This is a genomic window from Pseudomonas sp. B21-048, from assembly GCF_024748615.1.
Lineage (GTDB): Bacteria > Pseudomonadota > Gammaproteobacteria > Pseudomonadales > Pseudomonadaceae > Aquipseudomonas.
In genome coordinates, this window is the sequence record NZ_CP087168.1 from 900,251 (window position 1) to 917,285 (window position 17,035).

General features: G+C 60.5%; 14 protein-coding genes. 8 read left to right on the top strand and 6 right to left on the bottom strand.

Annotated features, from left to right (window positions below; translation table 11 throughout):
• Positions 1-22: 22 nt before the first annotated feature.
• The 5 genes from LOY56_RS03975 to gatC form a co-directional block, all read right to left on the bottom strand.
• Positions 23-1,084, bottom strand: coding sequence for a calcium/sodium antiporter (locus LOY56_RS03975; protein ID WP_258620071.1), 1,062 nt, complete (start codon positions 1,082-1,084; stop codon positions 23-25).
• 50 nt (positions 1,085-1,134) lie between these two features.
• Complete coding sequence (locus LOY56_RS03980; protein WP_123355900.1) at positions 1,135-1,509, bottom strand: septal ring lytic transglycosylase RlpA family protein; 375 nt, start codon at positions 1,507-1,509, stop codon at positions 1,135-1,137.
• 127 nt (positions 1,510-1,636) lie between these two features.
• Positions 1,637-3,082, bottom strand: coding sequence for an Asp-tRNA(Asn)/Glu-tRNA(Gln) amidotransferase subunit GatB (gene gatB, locus LOY56_RS03985; protein ID WP_258620072.1), 1,446 nt, complete (start codon positions 3,080-3,082; stop codon positions 1,637-1,639).
• Positions 3,083-3,092: 10 nt separating this feature from the next.
• Positions 3,093-4,544: an Asp-tRNA(Asn)/Glu-tRNA(Gln) amidotransferase subunit GatA gene (gene gatA, locus LOY56_RS03990; protein WP_258620073.1), complete on the bottom strand. Its 1,452-nt coding sequence runs from the start codon at positions 4,542-4,544 to the stop codon at positions 3,093-3,095.
• Positions 4,545-4,560: 16 nt separating this feature from the next.
• Positions 4,561-4,848, bottom strand: a complete 288-nt coding sequence (gene gatC, locus LOY56_RS03995; protein WP_007901429.1) for an Asp-tRNA(Asn)/Glu-tRNA(Gln) amidotransferase subunit GatC — start codon at positions 4,846-4,848, stop codon at positions 4,561-4,563.
• Between the two features lie 210 nt (positions 4,849-5,058).
• On the opposite strand from gatC, the gene mreB reads away from it, so the two are divergent.
• The 8 genes from mreB (at position 5,059) to tldD (ending at position 16,448) form a co-directional block, all read left to right on the top strand.
• Positions 5,059-6,096, top strand: coding sequence for a rod shape-determining protein MreB (mreB, locus tag LOY56_RS04000; RefSeq protein ID WP_002555108.1), 1,038 nt, complete (start codon positions 5,059-5,061; stop codon positions 6,094-6,096).
• 142 nt (positions 6,097-6,238) lie between these two features.
• Entirely contained in the window at positions 6,239-7,387 is a 1,149-nt protein-coding gene (gene mreC, locus LOY56_RS04005) for a rod shape-determining protein MreC (protein ID WP_258622563.1), read from the top strand.
• A complete protein-coding gene (gene mreD, locus LOY56_RS04010; protein ID WP_038978956.1) occupies positions 7,387-7,878 on the top strand; it encodes a rod shape-determining protein MreD in 492 nt (163 codons plus the stop codon). Before mreC ends, mreD begins: the two co-directional genes overlap by 1 nt.
• Positions 7,879-7,968: 90 nt before the next feature.
• On the top strand, positions 7,969-8,565 hold the full coding sequence (locus tag LOY56_RS04015) for a nucleoside triphosphate pyrophosphatase (RefSeq protein ID WP_258620074.1): 597 nt from the start codon (positions 7,969-7,971) through the stop codon (positions 8,563-8,565).
• Between the two features lie 57 nt (positions 8,566-8,622).
• Complete coding sequence (gene rng, locus LOY56_RS04020) at positions 8,623-10,080, top strand: ribonuclease G (protein ID WP_258620075.1); 1,458 nt, start codon at positions 8,623-8,625, stop codon at positions 10,078-10,080.
• Between the two features lie 75 nt (positions 10,081-10,155).
• Positions 10,156-13,959: a YhdP family protein gene (locus LOY56_RS04025; protein WP_258620076.1), complete on the top strand. Its 3,804-nt coding sequence runs from the start codon at positions 10,156-10,158 to the stop codon at positions 13,957-13,959.
• A 179-nt stretch (positions 13,960-14,138) separates the two neighbouring features.
• Positions 14,139-14,993 (top strand): carbon-nitrogen hydrolase family protein, encoded by an 855-nt coding sequence (locus LOY56_RS04030; RefSeq protein WP_258620077.1) that lies wholly within the window; start codon positions 14,139-14,141, stop codon positions 14,991-14,993.
• Positions 14,994-15,005: 12 nt separating this feature from the next.
• Positions 15,006-16,448: a metalloprotease TldD gene (gene tldD, locus LOY56_RS04035; protein ID WP_258620079.1), complete on the top strand. Its 1,443-nt coding sequence runs from the start codon at positions 15,006-15,008 to the stop codon at positions 16,446-16,448.
• A 51-nt stretch (positions 16,449-16,499) separates the two neighbouring features.
• On the opposite strand, the gene yjgA is transcribed toward tldD, so the two are convergent.
• Entirely contained in the window at positions 16,500-17,024 is a 525-nt protein-coding gene (gene yjgA, locus LOY56_RS04040; protein ID WP_258620081.1) for a ribosome biogenesis factor YjgA, read from the bottom strand.
• Positions 17,025-17,035 lie beyond the last annotated feature (11 nt).

Genomic DNA, 17,035 nt, shown 5'->3' on the forward strand with positions numbered 1-17,035 from the left:
CCCCAGACTTTTTTATCAGTGCTCACGGCAATTCCTTCTTGTGGTGTTGGCGCCGCCAGGCGCGCAGCGACGTGAACAGCAAAAACGCCCCCAGCGCCGGCAGGACGAAAAACAGCATCAGGTGTTCAAGCTTGCCGGCCAGCGGCATGCCGGTGGTGAACGACACCACGTGCAGCCCATAAGCCAGATATAAACCCAAAAACAGCAGGCCCTCGGCGCGCGTCACCCGGTAACCGGAATAGAACACCGGCAGGCACAGCACCGCGACGCCGAGCATCACCGGCAGGTCGAAATCCAGGGCGTTGGGCGAGACTGACAACGGCAGCGGCGCGATCAATGCGGTAACGCCGAGCACACCCAAGAGGTTGAACAGGTTGCTGCCGATCACGTTGCCCACCGCGATGTCGCGCTGACCGCGCAACGCGGCAATCAACGAAGTGGCCAGCTCCGGCAGGGACGTGCTGACGGCGACGATGGTCAGGCCGATGATCCGCTCCGACAACCCCAGGTCGGTCGCGACCGCCACCGCGGCGCCGAGCAGCAAGTGCCCGGCGAACACCAGCATCGCCAGCCCGACGACGATCATCAGCAGGCTGCTGAACCACGGTGCCTGTGCTGCTTCACGAGCGCCCGATGGCGGGCGGGCCGAGTGTCGCGACTGGCGCAGCAGCAAGCCCAGATACAGCACCAACGCGCCCAGCAGAATCATGCCGTCGACCCGGTTCAGTTCTTCGTTCCACGCCAGGACGAACACCAACAGGCTGGCGCCGATCATCAGCGGAATATCCAGGCGCACCAATTGCCGCGAAACCCGTAGCGGAATAATCAGCGCCGAGAGCCCGAGGGAGACGAGGATGTTGAAGATGCTGCTGCCGATCACGCTGCCAACGGCGATATCGGCGTTTTGCGCCAGGGTGGCTTGCAGGCTGACCGCCATCTGCGGTGCGCTGCTGCCGAGGGCCACGATGGTCAGGCCGATGATCAGCGGCCGCACATGCAGCCGCGCGGCCAGGCGCACGGCGGCGCGCACCATCAGTTCGGCACCGGCGATCAGTAAAAACAGACCGCTGAACAATTCAATCACGCTGATCAGGGGTAAATCGGCCAGTCCGAAAATAGTCAGCGCTCCGTCTATCAGTCGTCGAGGGCTTGCACGCGAACTTTCGCGGTGCCACTGCGTAGCATGCCCAACTGTTCGGCCGCTTCACGTGACACGTCGATCAGGCGCCCACGAGAGTATGGCCCGCGGTCGTTGACGCGCACCACGCAGGACCTGTCGTTATTCAGGTTGGTAATCTTCACCCGGGTGCCGAACGGCAACTGGCGATGGGCGGCGGTCAGGCCGTGCTGGTTGAAACGCTCGCCGCTGGCGGTGCGTTTGCCATGGTGTTTGGCGCCGTAATACGAAGCTACGCCGGTCTTGTCGTAGCCGTGTGGATCGATGGTATCCGTACTGGCACAACCGGCCAGCAGAGAGAGCAGGGCGCAGGCACTGAGCAGACGTTTCATTAGGTGACCCCATGATCGTTCCCACGCTCCGCGTGGGAATGCAGCCCGTGACGCTCCGCGTCACAAAAGCGGACGCAGAGCGTCCAGTGAGGCGTTCCCACGCGGAGCGTGGGAACGATCACTGTGGTTAGCCTTCGAGCTTGCTTTTAAGCAGTTCGTTGACCTGTTGCGGGTTGGCCTTGCCTTTGGAGGCTTTCATGGCCTGGCCGACGAAGAAGCCGAACATCTTGCCGCGTTTGGCTTCGTCTGCCGCGCGGTATTGTTCGACCTGCTCGGCGTTGGCCGCGAGCATTTCGTCCAGCACCGCCGAGATCGCGCCGGTGTCGGTCACTTGCTTGAGGCCGCGCTTGTCGATGATCTCGTCTGCGCTGCCTTCGCCGTTGGCCATCGCTTCAAACACTACCTTGGCGATCTTGCCGGAGATGGTGTTGTCCTTGATGCGCAGCAGCATGCCGCCCAGTTGCTCGGCCGAAACCGGTGACTGGTCGATATCCAGGCCTTGCTTGTTCAACAGGCTGCCCAGTTCAACCATTACCCAGTTAGCCGCCAGTTTGGCGTCGCCGCCGATGCTCACGACTTTCTCGAAGTAATCGGCTTGCTCGCGGCTGGTGGCCAGGACGCTGGCGTCGTAGACCGACAGACCGAACTGTTCCTGGAAACGCTCGCGTTTCTGCGGTGGCAGTTCCGGCAGGGTGACGCGCACCTCGTCGAGGAACGAGTCCTCGATGACCACTGGCAGCAGGTCCGGATCGGGGAAGTAACGGTAGTCGTTGGCTTCCTCTTTGCTGCGCATTGGACGGGTTTCGTCCTTGTTCGGATCGTACAGACGGGTCTGCTGGATCACCTTGCCGCCGTCTTCGATCAGCTCGATCTGACGTTGCACTTCGCTGTTGATCGCCTTTTCGATGAAGCGGAACGAGTTGACGTTCTTGATCTCGCAGCGCGTGCCGAACTCAGCTTGGCCTTTCGGACGGATCGACACGTTGCAGTCGCAACGCAGCGAGCCTTCGGCCATGTTGCCGTCGCAGATGCCGAGGTAACGCACCAGCGCATGGATCGTCTTGACGTAGGCCACGGCTTCCTTGGCGCTGCGCATGTCCGGCTCGGAAACGATTTCCAGCAACGGCGTGCCGGCGCGGTTCAGGTCGATGCCGGTGGCGCCGTTGAACTCTTCGTGCAGGCTTTTGCCGGCGTCTTCTTCCAGGTGCGCACGGGTCACACCGACACGTTTGATCGTGCCGTCTTCCATGGCGATGTCCAAGTGGCCCTTGCCGACGATCGGCAATTCCATCTGGCTGATCTGGTAGCCCTTGGGCAGGTCCGGGTAGAAGTAGTTTTTACGGGCGAACACGTTGTGCTGACCGATCTCGGCATCGATGGCCAGGCCGAACATCACTGCCATGCGCACCGCTTCCTGGTTCAGCACCGGCAATACGCCGGGCATGCCCAAGTCTACCAGACTGGCCTGGGTGTTCGGCTCGGAACCGAAGGTGGTGGAACTACCGGAAAAGATTTTCGACCGGGTGGTGAGCTGGGTATGAATCTCCAGCCCGATCACGACTTCCCATTGCATGTGTTTCTCCTCAGAAGCCGGTTGGGGTGCGAGTGTGCCAGTCAGTGTTCAGTTGGTACTGATGGGCAACATTGAGCAAGCGGCCTTCCTGGAAATACGGGGCGAGCAACTGCACGCCGACCGGCAGGCCATCGACAAAACCTGCTGGCATGGACAAGCCCGGCAGACCGGCGAGGTTGGCGGTGATGGTGTAGAAGTCTTCCAGGTACTCGGCAATAGGATCGTCTTTCTTGGCACCAAGCTTCCAGGCCGGGTTCGGCGTGGTTGGGCCGAGGATGACGTCGACCTCATTAAAGGCAGCCATGAAATCGTTCTTCACCAGGCGACGGATCTTCTGTGCCTTCAGGTAATAGGCGTCGTAGTAACCGGCCGACAGCGCGTAGGCACCGACCATGATCCGGCGCTGCACTTCCGGGCCGAAACCTTCGCCACGGGAACGCTTGTACAGGTCTTCCAGGTTTTTCGGGGCTTCGCAGCGATAGCCGAAACGCACGCCGTCGAAACGCGACAGGTTGGAAGACGCTTCCGCCGGAGCGATCACGTAGTACGCAGGGATTGCGTGCTGCATGTTCGGCAGGCTGATTTCCTTGACCACGGCGCCGAGCTTTTTCAGCTCTTCAACGCTGGCCATGACCAAGTCGGCGATGCGTGGGTCGAGACCGGCGCTGAAGTATTCCTTCGGCACGCCGATGCGCAGGCCTTGCAGCGAACCGTTGAGGCCGGCGCAGTAATCTGGCACGGGCTCGTCGATGCTGGTGGAGTCCTGCGGGTCGAAACCGGCCATGCCTTGCAGCAGGATCGCGCAGTCTTCGGCGGTGCGGGCCAATGGGCCGCCCTGATCGAGGCTGGACGCGTAAGCGATCATGCCCCAACGCGAAACGCGACCGTACGTCGGTTTCAGACCGGTGAGGTTGGTGAACGCTGCCGGTTGGCGGATCGAGCCGCCGGTATCGGTGGCGGTCGCGGCCGGTAACAGACGAGCGGCAACTGCAGCAGCCGAACCACCAGACGAACCGCCCGGAACGTGTTCCAGGTTCCACGGGTTTTTCACTGCGCCGTAGTAACTCGACTCGTTGGCCGACCCCATGGCGAATTCGTCCATGTTGGTCTTGCCCAGGGTCACGGCCCCGGCTGCGGCCAGTTTGGCAACCACGGTGGCGTCGTACGGGGCTTTGAAGTTGTCGAGCATCTTCGAACCGCAGCTGGTGCGGATGCCCTGGGTGCAGAACAGGTCTTTGTGGGCGATCGGCGCGCCGAGCAGGGCGCCGCTCTCACCATTGGCCCGACGAGCATCAGCGGCTTTCGCCTGCTCAAGCGCCAGGTCTTCGGTGAGGCTGATGAAACTGTTGAGCTGCGGGTCGAGCTGGGCGATGCGCGCCAGCAGGACTTTGGTCAGCTCTTCGGAAGAAAACTTTTTATCGGCGAGTCCGCGGGCGATCTCGGCCAGAGTCAATTGATGCATTGCAGGCTCTTTCCCTTTAGTCGATGACTTTCGGAACCAGATACAGGCCGTTTTCGACCGCTGGTGCGATGGACTGATAGGCCTCGCGATGATTGGTTTCGGTCACGACGTCTGCACGCAGGCGCTGGCTGGCTTCCAATGGGTGGGCCAGCGGCTCGATACCGTCGGTATTGACCGCTTGCATTTCGTCGACCAGCCCGAGAATGCTGTTCAGGGCCGAAGTGATGTGTGGAAGATCGGCATCATTGAGGCCAAGGCAGGCCAAATGAGCGATTTTTTCCACGTCGGAGCGTTCAAGCGCCATGGGATTCTCCAGTGGAAAACAGAACGGACGGCGTCCGTGTGTTAGATTGTCGGAACACTACCGCATTTCTACGGTCTCAAGGCCGCGATTGTGGGGCTTGGTGCACATAAAAGCGGCCAATTTAACATATTGGCGCCTTGCCCAAAATCCCTGTCGTTGTTAGAGTTTGCCGCACTTTTTTACCCACGCGTTGCCTAGGGTCCCTTTCCCATGTTCAAGAAACTGCGTGGCATGTTTTCCAGCGATCTTTCCATTGACCTGGGCACTGCCAACACCCTTATTTACGTGCGCGAGCGCGGTATCGTCCTGAATGAGCCCTCCGTTGTGGCTATTCGGACACACGGTAACCAGAAAAGTGTCGTTGCTGTCGGCACCGAGGCCAAGCGCATGCTCGGTCGTACGCCGGGCAACATTGCTGCCATTCGTCCGATGAAGGACGGCGTAATCGCCGACTTCAGCGTCTGCGAAAAAATGCTGCAGTACTTTATCAACAAGGTTCACGAAAACAGCTTTCTGCAGCCTAGCCCTCGTGTGCTGATCTGCGTTCCATGCAAATCCACCCAGGTTGAGCGTCGTGCCATCCGTGAATCGGCCCTTGGCGCCGGTGCACGTGAAGTATTCCTGATCGAAGAGCCGATGGCTGCTGCAATCGGTGCCGGTCTGCCGGTTGAAGAAGCGCGCGGTTCGATGGTGGTCGATATCGGTGGTGGTACTACTGAAATCGCGCTGATCTCCCTCAACGGTGTGGTCTATGCCGAATCCGTACGGGTTGGCGGCGACCGCTTCGACGAAGCGATCATCACCTACGTGCGTCGCAACTACGGCAGCCTGATCGGCGAATCCACCGCCGAGCGCATCAAACAGGAAATCGGTACGGCCTACCCGGGCGGCGAAGTTCGTGAAGTCGACGTTCGTGGCCGTAACCTGGCCGAAGGCGTTCCACGCGCATTCACCCTGAACTCCAATGAAGTGCTGGAAGCTCTGCAAGAGTCCCTGGCCACCATCGTTCAGGCCGTGAAAAGTGCACTGGAGCAGTCGCCTCCGGAGCTGGCGTCGGATATCGCCGAACGTGGTCTGGTATTGACCGGTGGTGGCGCCTTGCTGCGCGACCTCGACAAGTTGCTGGCCCAGGAAACCGGTCTGCCGGTGATCGTCGCCGAAGACCCATTGACCTGCGTTGCTCGTGGCGGTGGCCGCGCATTGGAAATGATGGATAAACACACCATGGACCTGCTTTCCAGCGAATAAGTCGCCGGATCGCCTCTATGCTGTTGAGCGCGCGGGCAGCACTTTGCAGTGCTGCCTGTTGCGTTTATCTTCTGTCAGTCTGCATCCAGGCCGGTTTGATGCCGTATGAATAAAGAGAACATTTGCCTGGGAGGAGCGGCTTATTAAACCGCTTTTCACCAAAGGCCCCTCACTGGGCGTGCGCTTGTTGGTGCTGGCCGTGCTATCGGTCGCGCTGATGGTGGTCGATGCCCGCTTCACACTGCTCAAGCCAGTGCGTAGCCAAATGTCGCTGGTATTGATGCAGTCTTACTGGATCACCGACCTGCCGCAGCGGCTATGGCAAGGTGTGGCCAGCCAATTTGGCAGCCGGACCGAACTGGTCGCCGAAAACGAAAAACTCAAGACCGAAAACCTGCTGCTGCAGGGGCGCATGCAAAAGCTGGCCGCCCTCACCGAGCAGAACGTTCGGCTGCGCGAGTTGCTCAACTCTTCCGCATTGGTCAACGAAAAGGTCGAAGTGGCCGAGTTGATCGGTATGGACCCCAACCCCTTTACCCATCGCATCATCATCAATAAAGGTGAGCGCGACGGTGTGATCCTTGGTCAGCCGGTGCTCGATGCACGGGGCCTGATGGGGCAGGTGGTGGAGTTGATGCCATACACCTCCCGCGTACTGTTGCTGACGGACACCACTCACAGCATTCCAGTGCAGGTGAACCGTAACGGTCTGCGGGCGATTGCCAGCGGCACCGGCAACCCGGAACGCCTTGAACTGCGTCATGTGGCCGATACCGCCGACATTAAAGAAGGCGATTTGCTGGTCAGCTCAGGCCTCGGCCAGCGTTTCCCGGCGGGTTACCCGGTGGCGACGGTCAAGGAAGTGATTCACGATTCCGGTCAACCCTTTGCCATCGTCCGTGCGGTGCCGACCGCCGCGTTGAACCGCAGCCGTTATCTGTTGTTGGTATTCAGTGACGGGCGCACAGCCGAGGAGCGCGCCAACGACGCCGCCCAGGCTCAGGAAGCGCTGGACCAGCACGGCGGTGGGCCGATCATTCCAGCGACCGTGCCGAAACCGGCCGTGTCGGTGATACCGGCTACTGTCGCTGCTCCGGCTGTTCCGGCGGCGGCATCTGCTGTCGCGCCTGCTGTCGCAACCCCGGCAAAACCTGCCGCTGCTCATGCTGCCAGCAAGCCACCCGCGACGGCACCGGCCGCCGCCAAACCACCGACGGCCCAGCCCGCTGCCGTGAAGCCAGCTGCCAAACCGCCTGTCTCCGCGCCGGCTACTACTGGGGGAAGAGAATAATGGGTGGTGCAACTTCCTCCCGAAACGGCTGGATGGTCTGGCTGACCTTCGCTATCGGCATGCTTCTCAGCGTTTCACCGTTGCCGCAGTTCATGGAAATCCTGCGGCCTCTGTGGCTGGCCTTGTTGTTGGCCTTTTGGGCGTTGGCCCTGCCGCAGAAAGTCGGGATGGTGACTGCCTGGTGCCTGGGGCTGGCCGAAGACGTGCTGTATGGCACATTGCTGGGCCAGAACGCGTTGATCCTCACGCTCATTACCTTCCTGGTGCTGTCGTTGCAACAGCGCCTGCGCATGTTCCCTATGTGGCAACAGAGCCTGGTGATCCTGGTGATCTTCGGCCTCGCCCAACTGGTTCAGTTGTGGCTGAGCGCCCTGACCGGCAATCGTCAGCCGACCCTGGCGCTGGTGTTGCCGGCACTGGTCAGCGCGTTGCTCTGGCCATGGATCAGCTACGGTTTGCGCGGTTTGCGTCGACGCTACAAAATCAATTAATTCGGTCAGGCATGTGCCCGCACCGGTGCCCTGTCTCGCCAAAAAGGAACAGTATTTGTGAGACAGGGCGCCAAGCAGGGAGATGTCTTGATGAAGCAGCTGTACCTCGCCTCAGGCTCGCCGCGTCGGCGTGAACTGCTCACGCAGATCGGCGTGTCGTTCTCCGTCATCAGCGCGGACATCGATGAAACCCCCTTACCTGAAGAATCCCCATCGGCCTATGTCGAGCGTCTGGCGCGCGGCAAGGCCGAGGCCGGGCACGAGACGGTGGCGTCCGACGCCGATTTCTGTGTATTGGGCGCCGACACCGCCGTGGTGCTGGACGGGAAAATTCTCGGCAAACCGGTGGATGAAGCTGACGCATGCGCCATGCTGATGCTGTTGTCCGGGCGCGAACATGAAGTGCTGACAGCGATTGCGGTGCGCAATGGTGAGCGCTGCGAGTCTTTGGTGGTGCGCAGCCTGGTGCGTTTTCGCACCATCGGTCACGATGAAGCGGCGGCCTACTGGGCCAGCGGCGAACCTCGGGACAAGGCTGGCGGCTATGGGATTCAAGGGTTGGGCGCGGTGTTCGTCGTCGGGCTCAATGGCAGTTACTCGGCGGTGGTCGGACTACCGCTGTGCGAAACCGCAGAATTGCTCGGCCATTTCGGCATACCCTGTTGGCAACCCCTTAACGCGCGCTGAGCGTCGTACTGACAAGATGCGGCCATTATCGTGAACATGCCTGAACGAGACCCTGCCATGAGTGAAGAGATCCTGATCAACATCACGCCGATGGAATCGCGCGTGGCGGTGGTTGAAAACGGTGTGTTGCAAGAAGTGCATGTCGAACGCACGCAAAAACGCGGGATCGTCGGCAACATCTATAAAGGCAAGGTGGTGCGGGTATTGCCGGGCATGCAGGCCGCCTTCGTCGATATCGGACTGGACCGTGCCGCGTTCATTCACGCCTCGGAAATCTCCCTGCGCGAAGGCCCGACGGTGGAGAGCATCAGCGCGCTGGTTCATGAAGGTCAGAGCCTGGTGGTGCAAGTCACCAAGGACCCGATCGGCTCCAAAGGCGCGCGCCTGACGACGCAATTGTCGATTCCGTCGCGTTATCTGGTGTACATGCCGCGTACTGCCCACGTCGGCATTTCCCTGAAGATCGAGGACGAAGCCGAGCGCGAACGCCTCAAACAAGTGGTCACCGACTGTGTGGCCAAAGAAGGCATCAAGGAAGCCGGCGGGTTTATTCTGCGTACCGCAGCCGAAGGGGCCGGGGCCGATGAAATCCTCATGGACATCCGCTACCTGCGCAGGCTCTGGGACCAGATCAGCGACCAGATCAAGACCATCAGCGCACCAAGCGTGATCTACGAAGACCTTGGCCTGGCATTGCGCACCTTGCGTGACCTGGTGAGCCCGAAGATCGAGAAGATCCGCATCGACTCCCGGGAAACCTTCCAGAAAACCACGCAGTTCGTCGCCGAACTGATGCCGGAAATCGCTGACCGCCTGGAGCATTATCCAGGCGAACGGCCGATCTTCGACCTGTATGGCGTCGAAGACGAAATCCAGAAAGCCCTGGAACGCAAGGTGCCGCTCAAATCGGGCGGTTATCTGGTAGTCGATCCGGCGGAAGCCATGAGCACCATCGACGTCAATACCGGGGCCTTTGTCGGTCATCGCAACCTCGAAGAAACCATCTTCAAGACCAACCTCGAAGCCGCCACCGCCATTGCCCGTCAGCTGCGTCTGCGTAACCTGGGCGGGATCATCATCATCGACTTCATCGACATGGAAGATGAAGAACATCAGCGTCAGGTGTTGCGCACCCTCGAGAAACAACTGGAACGCGATCACGCCAAGACCAACATCATCGGCATCACCGAGTTGGGCCTGGTGCAGATGACCCGCAAGCGCACCCGCGAAAGTCTTGAGCAAGTGCTGTGCGAACCGTGCAGCAGTTGCCAGGGGCGCGGCAAACTCAAGACTCCGGAAACCGTGTGCTACGAGATCTTCCGCGAAATCCTGCGTGAGGCCCGGGCCTATCAGGCCGAAGGCTATCGGGTGCTGGCAAATCAGAAAGTGGTCGACCGTTTGCTTGATGAAGAATCGGGCAACGTCGCCGAGCTCGAAGGCTTTATCGGACGTACCATTCGGTTCCAGGTGGAAACCATGTATTCCCAGGAACAATACGACGTGGTGTTGCTCTGAATCGTTTTGTTTTAATTCCACTAGAACGGCTGGCCTCAGCTTTTTGCAGTATTTTTGCCATGGGAGCCAACTGACATGGACCGTCTGACACGCCTTTTGGCCGCACTGACCCGCTGGGGGCTGGGTCTGTGTGCGTTGGTTTTGGTGCTGATGGCGCTGTTCGTCAGCCTCGGCCGGGAGCTGACGCCGCTGGTGGCCGAATACCGTGCCGAGGTCGAAGCCAAAGCCGGCGATGCCTTGCGGATGCCCCTGCAGATCGGCAAGCTGGAAGGCAACTGGAGCGGCCTCGCCCCGGTTCTGCTGGCCCATGACGTGATGGTCGGCGAGGGCACCAATGCCTTGCGCCTGGATCAGGTGCGCGCGGTGCCGGATCTCTGGGCCAGCCTGCTGGCGCGCGAAGTGCGCATCGCACACCTGGAGCTCAACGGTCTGAAGATCAGCCTCAAGGAAGGTGAGGACGGTCATTGGGCGCTGGAAGGTTTGCCGGTGCAGCAGGACCAGCCGCTGAACCCGGAGCAACTGCTCAATCGCATGCAGATGGTTCAGCAACTGTCGGTACTCGACAGCCAGATCACCTTGCAGCCGTTGGGGGAGTCGCCGCTGACCCTGACCTACGTTGGCCTGAATCTGAAAACCGGTCCATCCCGCCAGCGGCTCGATGCCCGTTTGACCCTGCCCGACGGCCAGCCGGTGGCGATGAGCCTGCGCACCCGTTTGCGCGCAGCCCAATGGAAGGACGGCGAAGCGGACGCTTACCTGAGCCTGCCGCAGAGTGATTGGTCGAAATGGTTGCCCGAGCGCCTGACCCAGCAATGGAACTTCTCCGAGATCAAGGCCGGTGGCGAGCTCTGGGTGAACTGGAGCAAGGGCACCCTGCAACGCGCCGCGATTCGTTTGAACGCGCCGCAACTCAAGGGCGCCTACGCCGAGCGCAAGCCGATCCAGATCAATAATCTGGCGCTGAACGGGTATTTCCAGCGCAGTTCCACAGGCGTCCTGGTGACCCTGGATTCTCTGGCCATGAGCCTGGGCGACAGCCGCTGGGAATCGAAACTGCAATTTCAACAAACTGCCGCGACCGATACGGTGCCAGAGCTCTTGCACCTGCAAGCCGACCGTCTCGATCTCACCCCGCTCACTCCGCTGCTGAACGCACTGGGCCCACTGCCCGAAGGGATCGCCACGGCGGTCGGGCGGCTCAAGGTCAGCGGAGTTTTGCGCAACGTACTGATCGACTTCCGCCCAGCCGCTACCGATGACAGCAAATTCAGCTTTGCCGCCAATCTGGAAAAGGTCGGTTTCGACGCTTATCGCGGCGCACCAGCGGTGCGAAATGTCAGCGGCAACATCAGCGGCGACCTCGGGCAGGGCGAATTACGCATGGACAGCAAGGATTTTTCCCTGCATCTGGACCCGATTTTCGCCAAGCCATGGCAATACCTTCAGGCCAACGCCCGGTTGACCTGGAAACTCGATAAAGAAGGTTTCACCCTGATCGCACCGTACCTGAAGGTGCTGGGCGAGGAGGGCAAGATTGCCGGCGACTTCCTGATCCGCCTGCATTTCGATCACACCCAGGAAGACTACATGGACCTGCGGGTCGGCCTGGTCGACGGCGACGGTCGCTACACCGCCAAGTACCTGCCGACGGTTCTCAGCCCAGGGTTGGACGAATGGCTGCGCACCGCGATTCTCAAAGGCGCGGTGGATGAAGGTTTCTTCCAGTACCAGGGCTCGCTGAATCACGGCGCGGCCGAAACGGCTCGCAGCATCAGCCTGTTCTTCAAGGTCCACGATGCCGAGCTGGCGTTTCAGCCAGGCTGGCCGCCTGTCAGCAAGGTTAGCGGCGATGTGTTCATCGAAGACAGCGGTGTGCGGATCCTCGCGAGCAAGGGCCAATTGCTCGACACCCAGGTCAGCGACGTCTACGTCAATATTCCCCGTGTACCTGCCGGGCAGAGCACTCATCTGTTCCTCGACGGCGCGTTCGCTGGCGGGTTGGGCGATGGCCTGAAGATTCTGCAGGAAGCGCCGATCGGCACCGCCGACACCTTCGCCGGTTGGGAAGGTGAGGGTGATCTGCAAGGCAAGCTCAAACTCGATATCCCGCTGGTCAAAGGCGAGCAGCCGAAAATCCTCGTCGACTTCAAGACCGCCAAGGCCCGTTTGAAGCTCAGTGAGCCCACTCTGGAACTGACACAACTCAAGGGCGATTTCCGTTTCGACAGCACCAAGGGGCTGAGCGGGCAAAAGATCACGGCGCGAGCCTTCGACAAGCCGGTGACCGCACAGATCTTTGCTGAAGGCAGCCCGGGCAAGCTCAACACTCGGGTTGCCGCATCGGGTGAGGTCGAGGTCAAGAAACTCACCGATTGGCTGAATGTCACTCAGCCATTGCCAGTGACGGGGATGATTCCTTATCAGTTGCAGCTGAACCTTGATGGCGCCGACAGCCAATTGATGGTCAGCTCCAACCTCAAAGGCGTGGCGGTGGATCTGCCAGCGCCGTTCGGCATGGCGGCCGATGTCGGGCGCGATACCGTGTTCCGCATGACCCTGCAGGGACCGGAGCGGCGTTACTGGGCCACCTATGGTGAACTGGCGAGCTTCACGTTTGCGGCACCGACCGGCAATTTCGCCGACGGTCGCGGCGAGTTGTTTCTCGGTGGCGGCAATGCCGTCTTGCCTGGCGCCAAAGGCTTGCGCGTGCGTGGCGTATTGTCCGAACTGGATGTCGGCCCTTGGCAGGATCTGGTGAACAAGTATGCCGGTCAGGATCCGGGTGGCAGTGCCAAGCAATTGCTCAGTGGCGCGGATTTCAAGGTTGGAAAACTCACTGGTTTCGGCACCACCCTCGATCAGGCGTCGGTGAAGTTGACGCGTAAACCGGCTGCTTGGGCCATGCAACTCGACAGTCAGCAGGCCAAGGGCAGCGTTGGTATCCCCGATGCGAAAGCCGCGCCGATTGCGGTCAATCTGCAATACGTGCGTTTGCCGGCGCCAGACCCGACAGCGCTGGCTGACGAGAATTCGCCGGACCCTTTGGCCACCGTGGACCCGACAAAGATCCCGGCGCTGGATATCACCATCAATCAGTTGTTTCAGGGCCAGGATCTGGTAGGCGCCTGGCATTTGAAAGTCCGTCCGAGCGCCACAGGCATTGCGCTCACTACGCTGGATATGGGCCTCAAGGGCATCCTCTTGCAGGGCAGCGGTGGCTGGGAAGGTGTGCCGGGTAATTCCAGCAGTTGGTACAAGGGCCGAGTCAGTGGCAAGAACCTTGCCGACGTGCTCAAGGGCTGGGGTTTTGCGCCGAGCGTCACCAGTGAAGAGTTTCACATGAATGTCGACGGTCGCTGGCCTGGCTCACCGGCGTGGCTGGCCACCAAGCGCTTCTCCGGCAGTCTTGATGCATCACTGAATAAAGGTCAGTTTGTTGAAGTCGAGGGCGGCGCTCAGGCGCTGCGGGTGTTTGGCCTGCTCAACTTCAACTCCATCGGCCGCCGTTTGCGCCTGGATTTTTCCGACCTGTTTGGCAAAGGTTTGAGTTATGACCGGGTCAAAGGCCTGCTGGTCGCGAGCAACGGCGTCTACGTGACCCGTGAGCCGATCTTGTTGACGGGGCCGTCGAGCAATCTGGAGCTCAACGGCACACTGGACCTGGTGGCTGATCAGGTCGACGCCAAGTTGTTGGTGACTTTACCGGTGACCAACAATCTGCCGATTGCCGCGCTGATCGTTGGTGCACCGGCCGTCGGCGGAGCGCTGTTCCTGATCGATAAGCTGATCGGTGACCGCGTGGCGCGCTTCGCCAGTGTCAAATACACCGTCAAAGGCCCATGGAAAGAACCGAAAATCACCTTCGACAAGCCTTTTTGAATTTTTTTGAAAAAGCACTCTTTGGGCCTATGGAGTAGCATGTTTTCATGCGACGCCGCTTACCCCTGTAGGAGCTGCCGCAGGCTGCGATCTTTTGACTTTAAAGATCAAGGTCAAAAGATCGCAGCCTGCTCCGCAGCTCCTACAGGTCTGCGTAGATTTCACATAGGGAATAGGCCATGTCTGTAGCGGTGATTCAAATGGTCAGCCAGAGCGACGTGCTGGCCAATCTGGCACAGGCCCGTCGTCTGCTTGAACAGGCGGCGACCGGTGGCGCGCGGCTTGCCGTGCTGCCGGAAAATTTCGCTGCCATGGGCCGTCGCGACATTGCCGACATCGGCCGCGCCGAAGCCTTGGGCGAAGGTCCGATCCTGCCATGGTTGAAACAGACTGCCCGCGACCTCAAGTTATGGATAGTGGCCGGCACATTGCCGTTGCCGCCCGTGGATTATCCGACCGCCAAGGTGCATGCGTGCTCGTTGTTGGTGGATGACCAGGGTGAAACCATTGCACGGTATGACAAGCTGCATCTGTTCGATGTCGATGTAGCGGACAATCGCGGGCGTTATCGCGAATCCGATGACTATGCTTATGGCAGTGGCGTGGTGGTTGCCGACACGCCCGTCGGTCGAGTCGGCCTGACGGTTTGTTACGATTTACGATTTCCGGAGCTTTACAGTGAATTGCGTGCTGCCGGCGCGGAATTGATTACCGCGCCGTCGGCCTTCACCGCGGTGACCGGCGCAGCCCATTGGGACGTGCTGATTCGTGCGCGAGCCATCGAAACTCAGTGTTACGTGCTCGCGGCCGCTCAGGGTGGAACGCATCCGGGGCCACGAGAAACCTTTGGTCATGCCGCCATTGTCGACCCATGGGGGCGCGTGCTGGCACACCAAGATCAGGGTGAGGCCGTGCTGCTGGCCGAGCGCGACAGCAGCGAACAGGCGTCCATCAGGGCGCGGATGCCGGTGTCTACTCACCGGCGCTTTTTCTCGCAGGGCGCCCAGCGACCTGCATCAGAACGACGAATTTAAGGTGTAAAGCATATGAGCGAGTTGTTGTCCTCCGTCAGTGAACACCTCCTGGCACCCGGCGGCGTAACAATCGAGAGCTTGCAAGGTGTGCTCGGTGATCTGGCCGGCCCGGGCATTGATGCCGCCGACCTGTATTTCCAGGGGCAGATTTCCGAGTCCTGGGCGCTGGAAGACGGGATCGTCAAGGAAGGCAGCTTCAACCTCGACCAGGGTGTTGGCGTGCGTGCGCAATCGGGTGAAAAGACCGGTTTCGCCTACAGCAATGCGATCACCCTCGAAGCCTTGGGCGCGGCAGCCCGTGCGGCCCGCTCGATCTCCCGGGCCGGGCAGAATGGCACTGTGCAGGCGTTCACCACCCAGGATGTCGCCCAGTTGTACGGGCCAGACAATCCGCTGGAAGTGATGACCCGTGCCGAAAAAGTCGAACTGCTCAAGCGTATCGACGTAGCGACTCGCGCCCTCGACCCGCGTATTCAGCAAGTCACTGTGAGCATGGCCGGGGTCTGGGAGCGGATTCTGGTTGCTTCCACCGACGGCGGGCTGGCGGCGGATGTGCGGCCGTTGGTGCGTTTCAACGTCAGCGTGATCGTCGAGCAGAATGGCCGTCGTGAGCGCGGCGGTCATGGCGGTGGCGGTCGTACCGACTACCGCTATTTCCTCAGCGACGACCGCGCCATGGGCTATGCCCGCGAAGCGTTGCGTCAGGCGCTGGTGAATCTGGAGGCGATTCCGGCCCCGGCCGGTACGTTGCCGGTGGTGTTGGGTTCCGGTTGGTCCGGCGTGTTGCTGCACGAAGCGGTTGGCCATGGTCTGGAAGGCGATTTCAACCGCAAGGGCAGTTCAGCCTACAGCGGGCGCATGGGCGAAATGGTTGCCTCGAAGCTCTGCACCATCGTCGATGACGGCACCCTCGCCGGGCGCCGTGGTTCGCTGAGCGTCGACGACGAAGGCACGTCGACCGAGTGCACCACGCTGATCGAAAACGGCGTGCTCAAAGGTTATATGCAGGACAAGCTCAACGCGCGCCTGATGGGCGTAGCCCGCACCGGCAACGGTCGTCGTGAATCCTACGCGCATTTGCCGATGCCGCGCATGACCAACACCTACATGCTGGCTGGCGAAAGCGACCCGGCGGAAATCATTGCCTCGGTGAAAAAAGGCATTTACTGCGCCAACCTCGGCGGCGGTCAGGTGGACATCACCAGCGGCAAATTCGTGTTCTCCACCAGCGAGGCGTACCTGATCGAAGACGGCAAGATTACTGCCCCGGTCAAAGGCGCAACGTTGATCGGCAACGGGCCGGAAGCCATGAGCAAAGTGTCGATGGTCGGTAACGATCTGGCGCTGGACAGCGGTGTGGGGACGTGTGGCAAGGATGGGCAGTCGGTGCCGGTGGGTGTCGGCCAGCCAACGCTGAAAATTGATGCGATCACTGTGGGTGGCACAGGATCGTGAGAAGGGATGGAGCTTCGGGTGAGCCGCTTGGCAACTCACCCGATTCGGGACTTAACGCAAACCGCGTTGAGTCTCGTCCAGCTCACGGATGTACTTGAAGATTTTACGGCTCGAGGCCGGTGGCTTGTTGGTCGCCAGTTCGTGCTGGGCCTGACGGATCAGGGAGCGCAATTGCTGACGATCAGCCTGCGGGTAGTCGAGCACGAACTTCTCCAGGACTGCATCGTCGCCCGCGATCAAGCGATCGCGCCAGCGTTCCAGGCCATGGAAACGTTCGTTGTACTGCCGAGTGGAGGCATCCAGTTGATCGAGCAGAATCAGAATGGCGTCAGTGTCCTGATCGCGCATCAGTTTGCCGATGAACATAAGGTGCCGTTTACGCGCGATATTCGCGGTGTGCTTGGGCGCATCGGCCAGGGCCCGGCGCATAGCGTCGGTCAACGGCAGTTTTGCCAACAAGTCAGGCTTGAGCGTTGTAAGGCGCTCGCCGAGGTCAACCAGAGCATGCAGCTCGCGTTTAACCTGGGATTTGCTTTTTTCTCCCGTATCGAGGGAGTCGTCGTAAGAATCAACCATGGTGGCCGTCC

Bases quoted from the DNA above. Each gene is read 5' to 3' on its own strand.
- LOY56_RS03980 (WP_123355900.1), bottom strand. From the start codon at position 1,509: ATGAAACGTCTGCTCAGTGCCTGCGCCCTGCTCTCTCTGCTGGCCGGT.
- tldD (WP_258620079.1), top strand. From the start codon at position 15,006: ATGAGCGAGTTGTTGTCCTCCGTCAGTGAACACCTCCTGGCACCCGGC.
- gatB (WP_258620072.1), bottom strand. From the start codon at position 3,082: ATGCAATGGGAAGTCGTGATCGGGCTGGAGATTCATACCCAGCTCACC.
- mreB (WP_002555108.1), top strand. From the start codon at position 5,059: ATGTTCAAGAAACTGCGTGGCATGTTTTCCAGCGATCTTTCCATTGAC.
- rng (WP_258620075.1), top strand. From the start codon at position 8,623: ATGAGTGAAGAGATCCTGATCAACATCACGCCGATGGAATCGCGCGTG.
- yjgA (WP_258620081.1), bottom strand. From the start codon at position 17,024: ATGGTTGATTCTTACGACGACTCCCTCGATACGGGAGAAAAAAGCAAA.
- LOY56_RS04030 (WP_258620077.1), top strand. From the start codon at position 14,139: ATGTCTGTAGCGGTGATTCAAATGGTCAGCCAGAGCGACGTGCTGGCC.
- LOY56_RS04025 (WP_258620076.1), top strand. From the start codon at position 10,156: ATGGACCGTCTGACACGCCTTTTGGCCGCACTGACCCGCTGGGGGCTG.
- gatC (WP_007901429.1), bottom strand. From the start codon at position 4,848: ATGGCGCTTGAACGCTCCGACGTGGAAAAAATCGCTCATTTGGCCTGC.
- gatA (WP_258620073.1), bottom strand. From the start codon at position 4,544: ATGCATCAATTGACTCTGGCCGAGATCGCCCGCGGACTCGCCGATAAA.
- mreD (WP_038978956.1), top strand. From the start codon at position 7,387: ATGGGTGGTGCAACTTCCTCCCGAAACGGCTGGATGGTCTGGCTGACC.
- LOY56_RS04015 (WP_258620074.1), top strand. From the start codon at position 7,969: ATGAAGCAGCTGTACCTCGCCTCAGGCTCGCCGCGTCGGCGTGAACTG.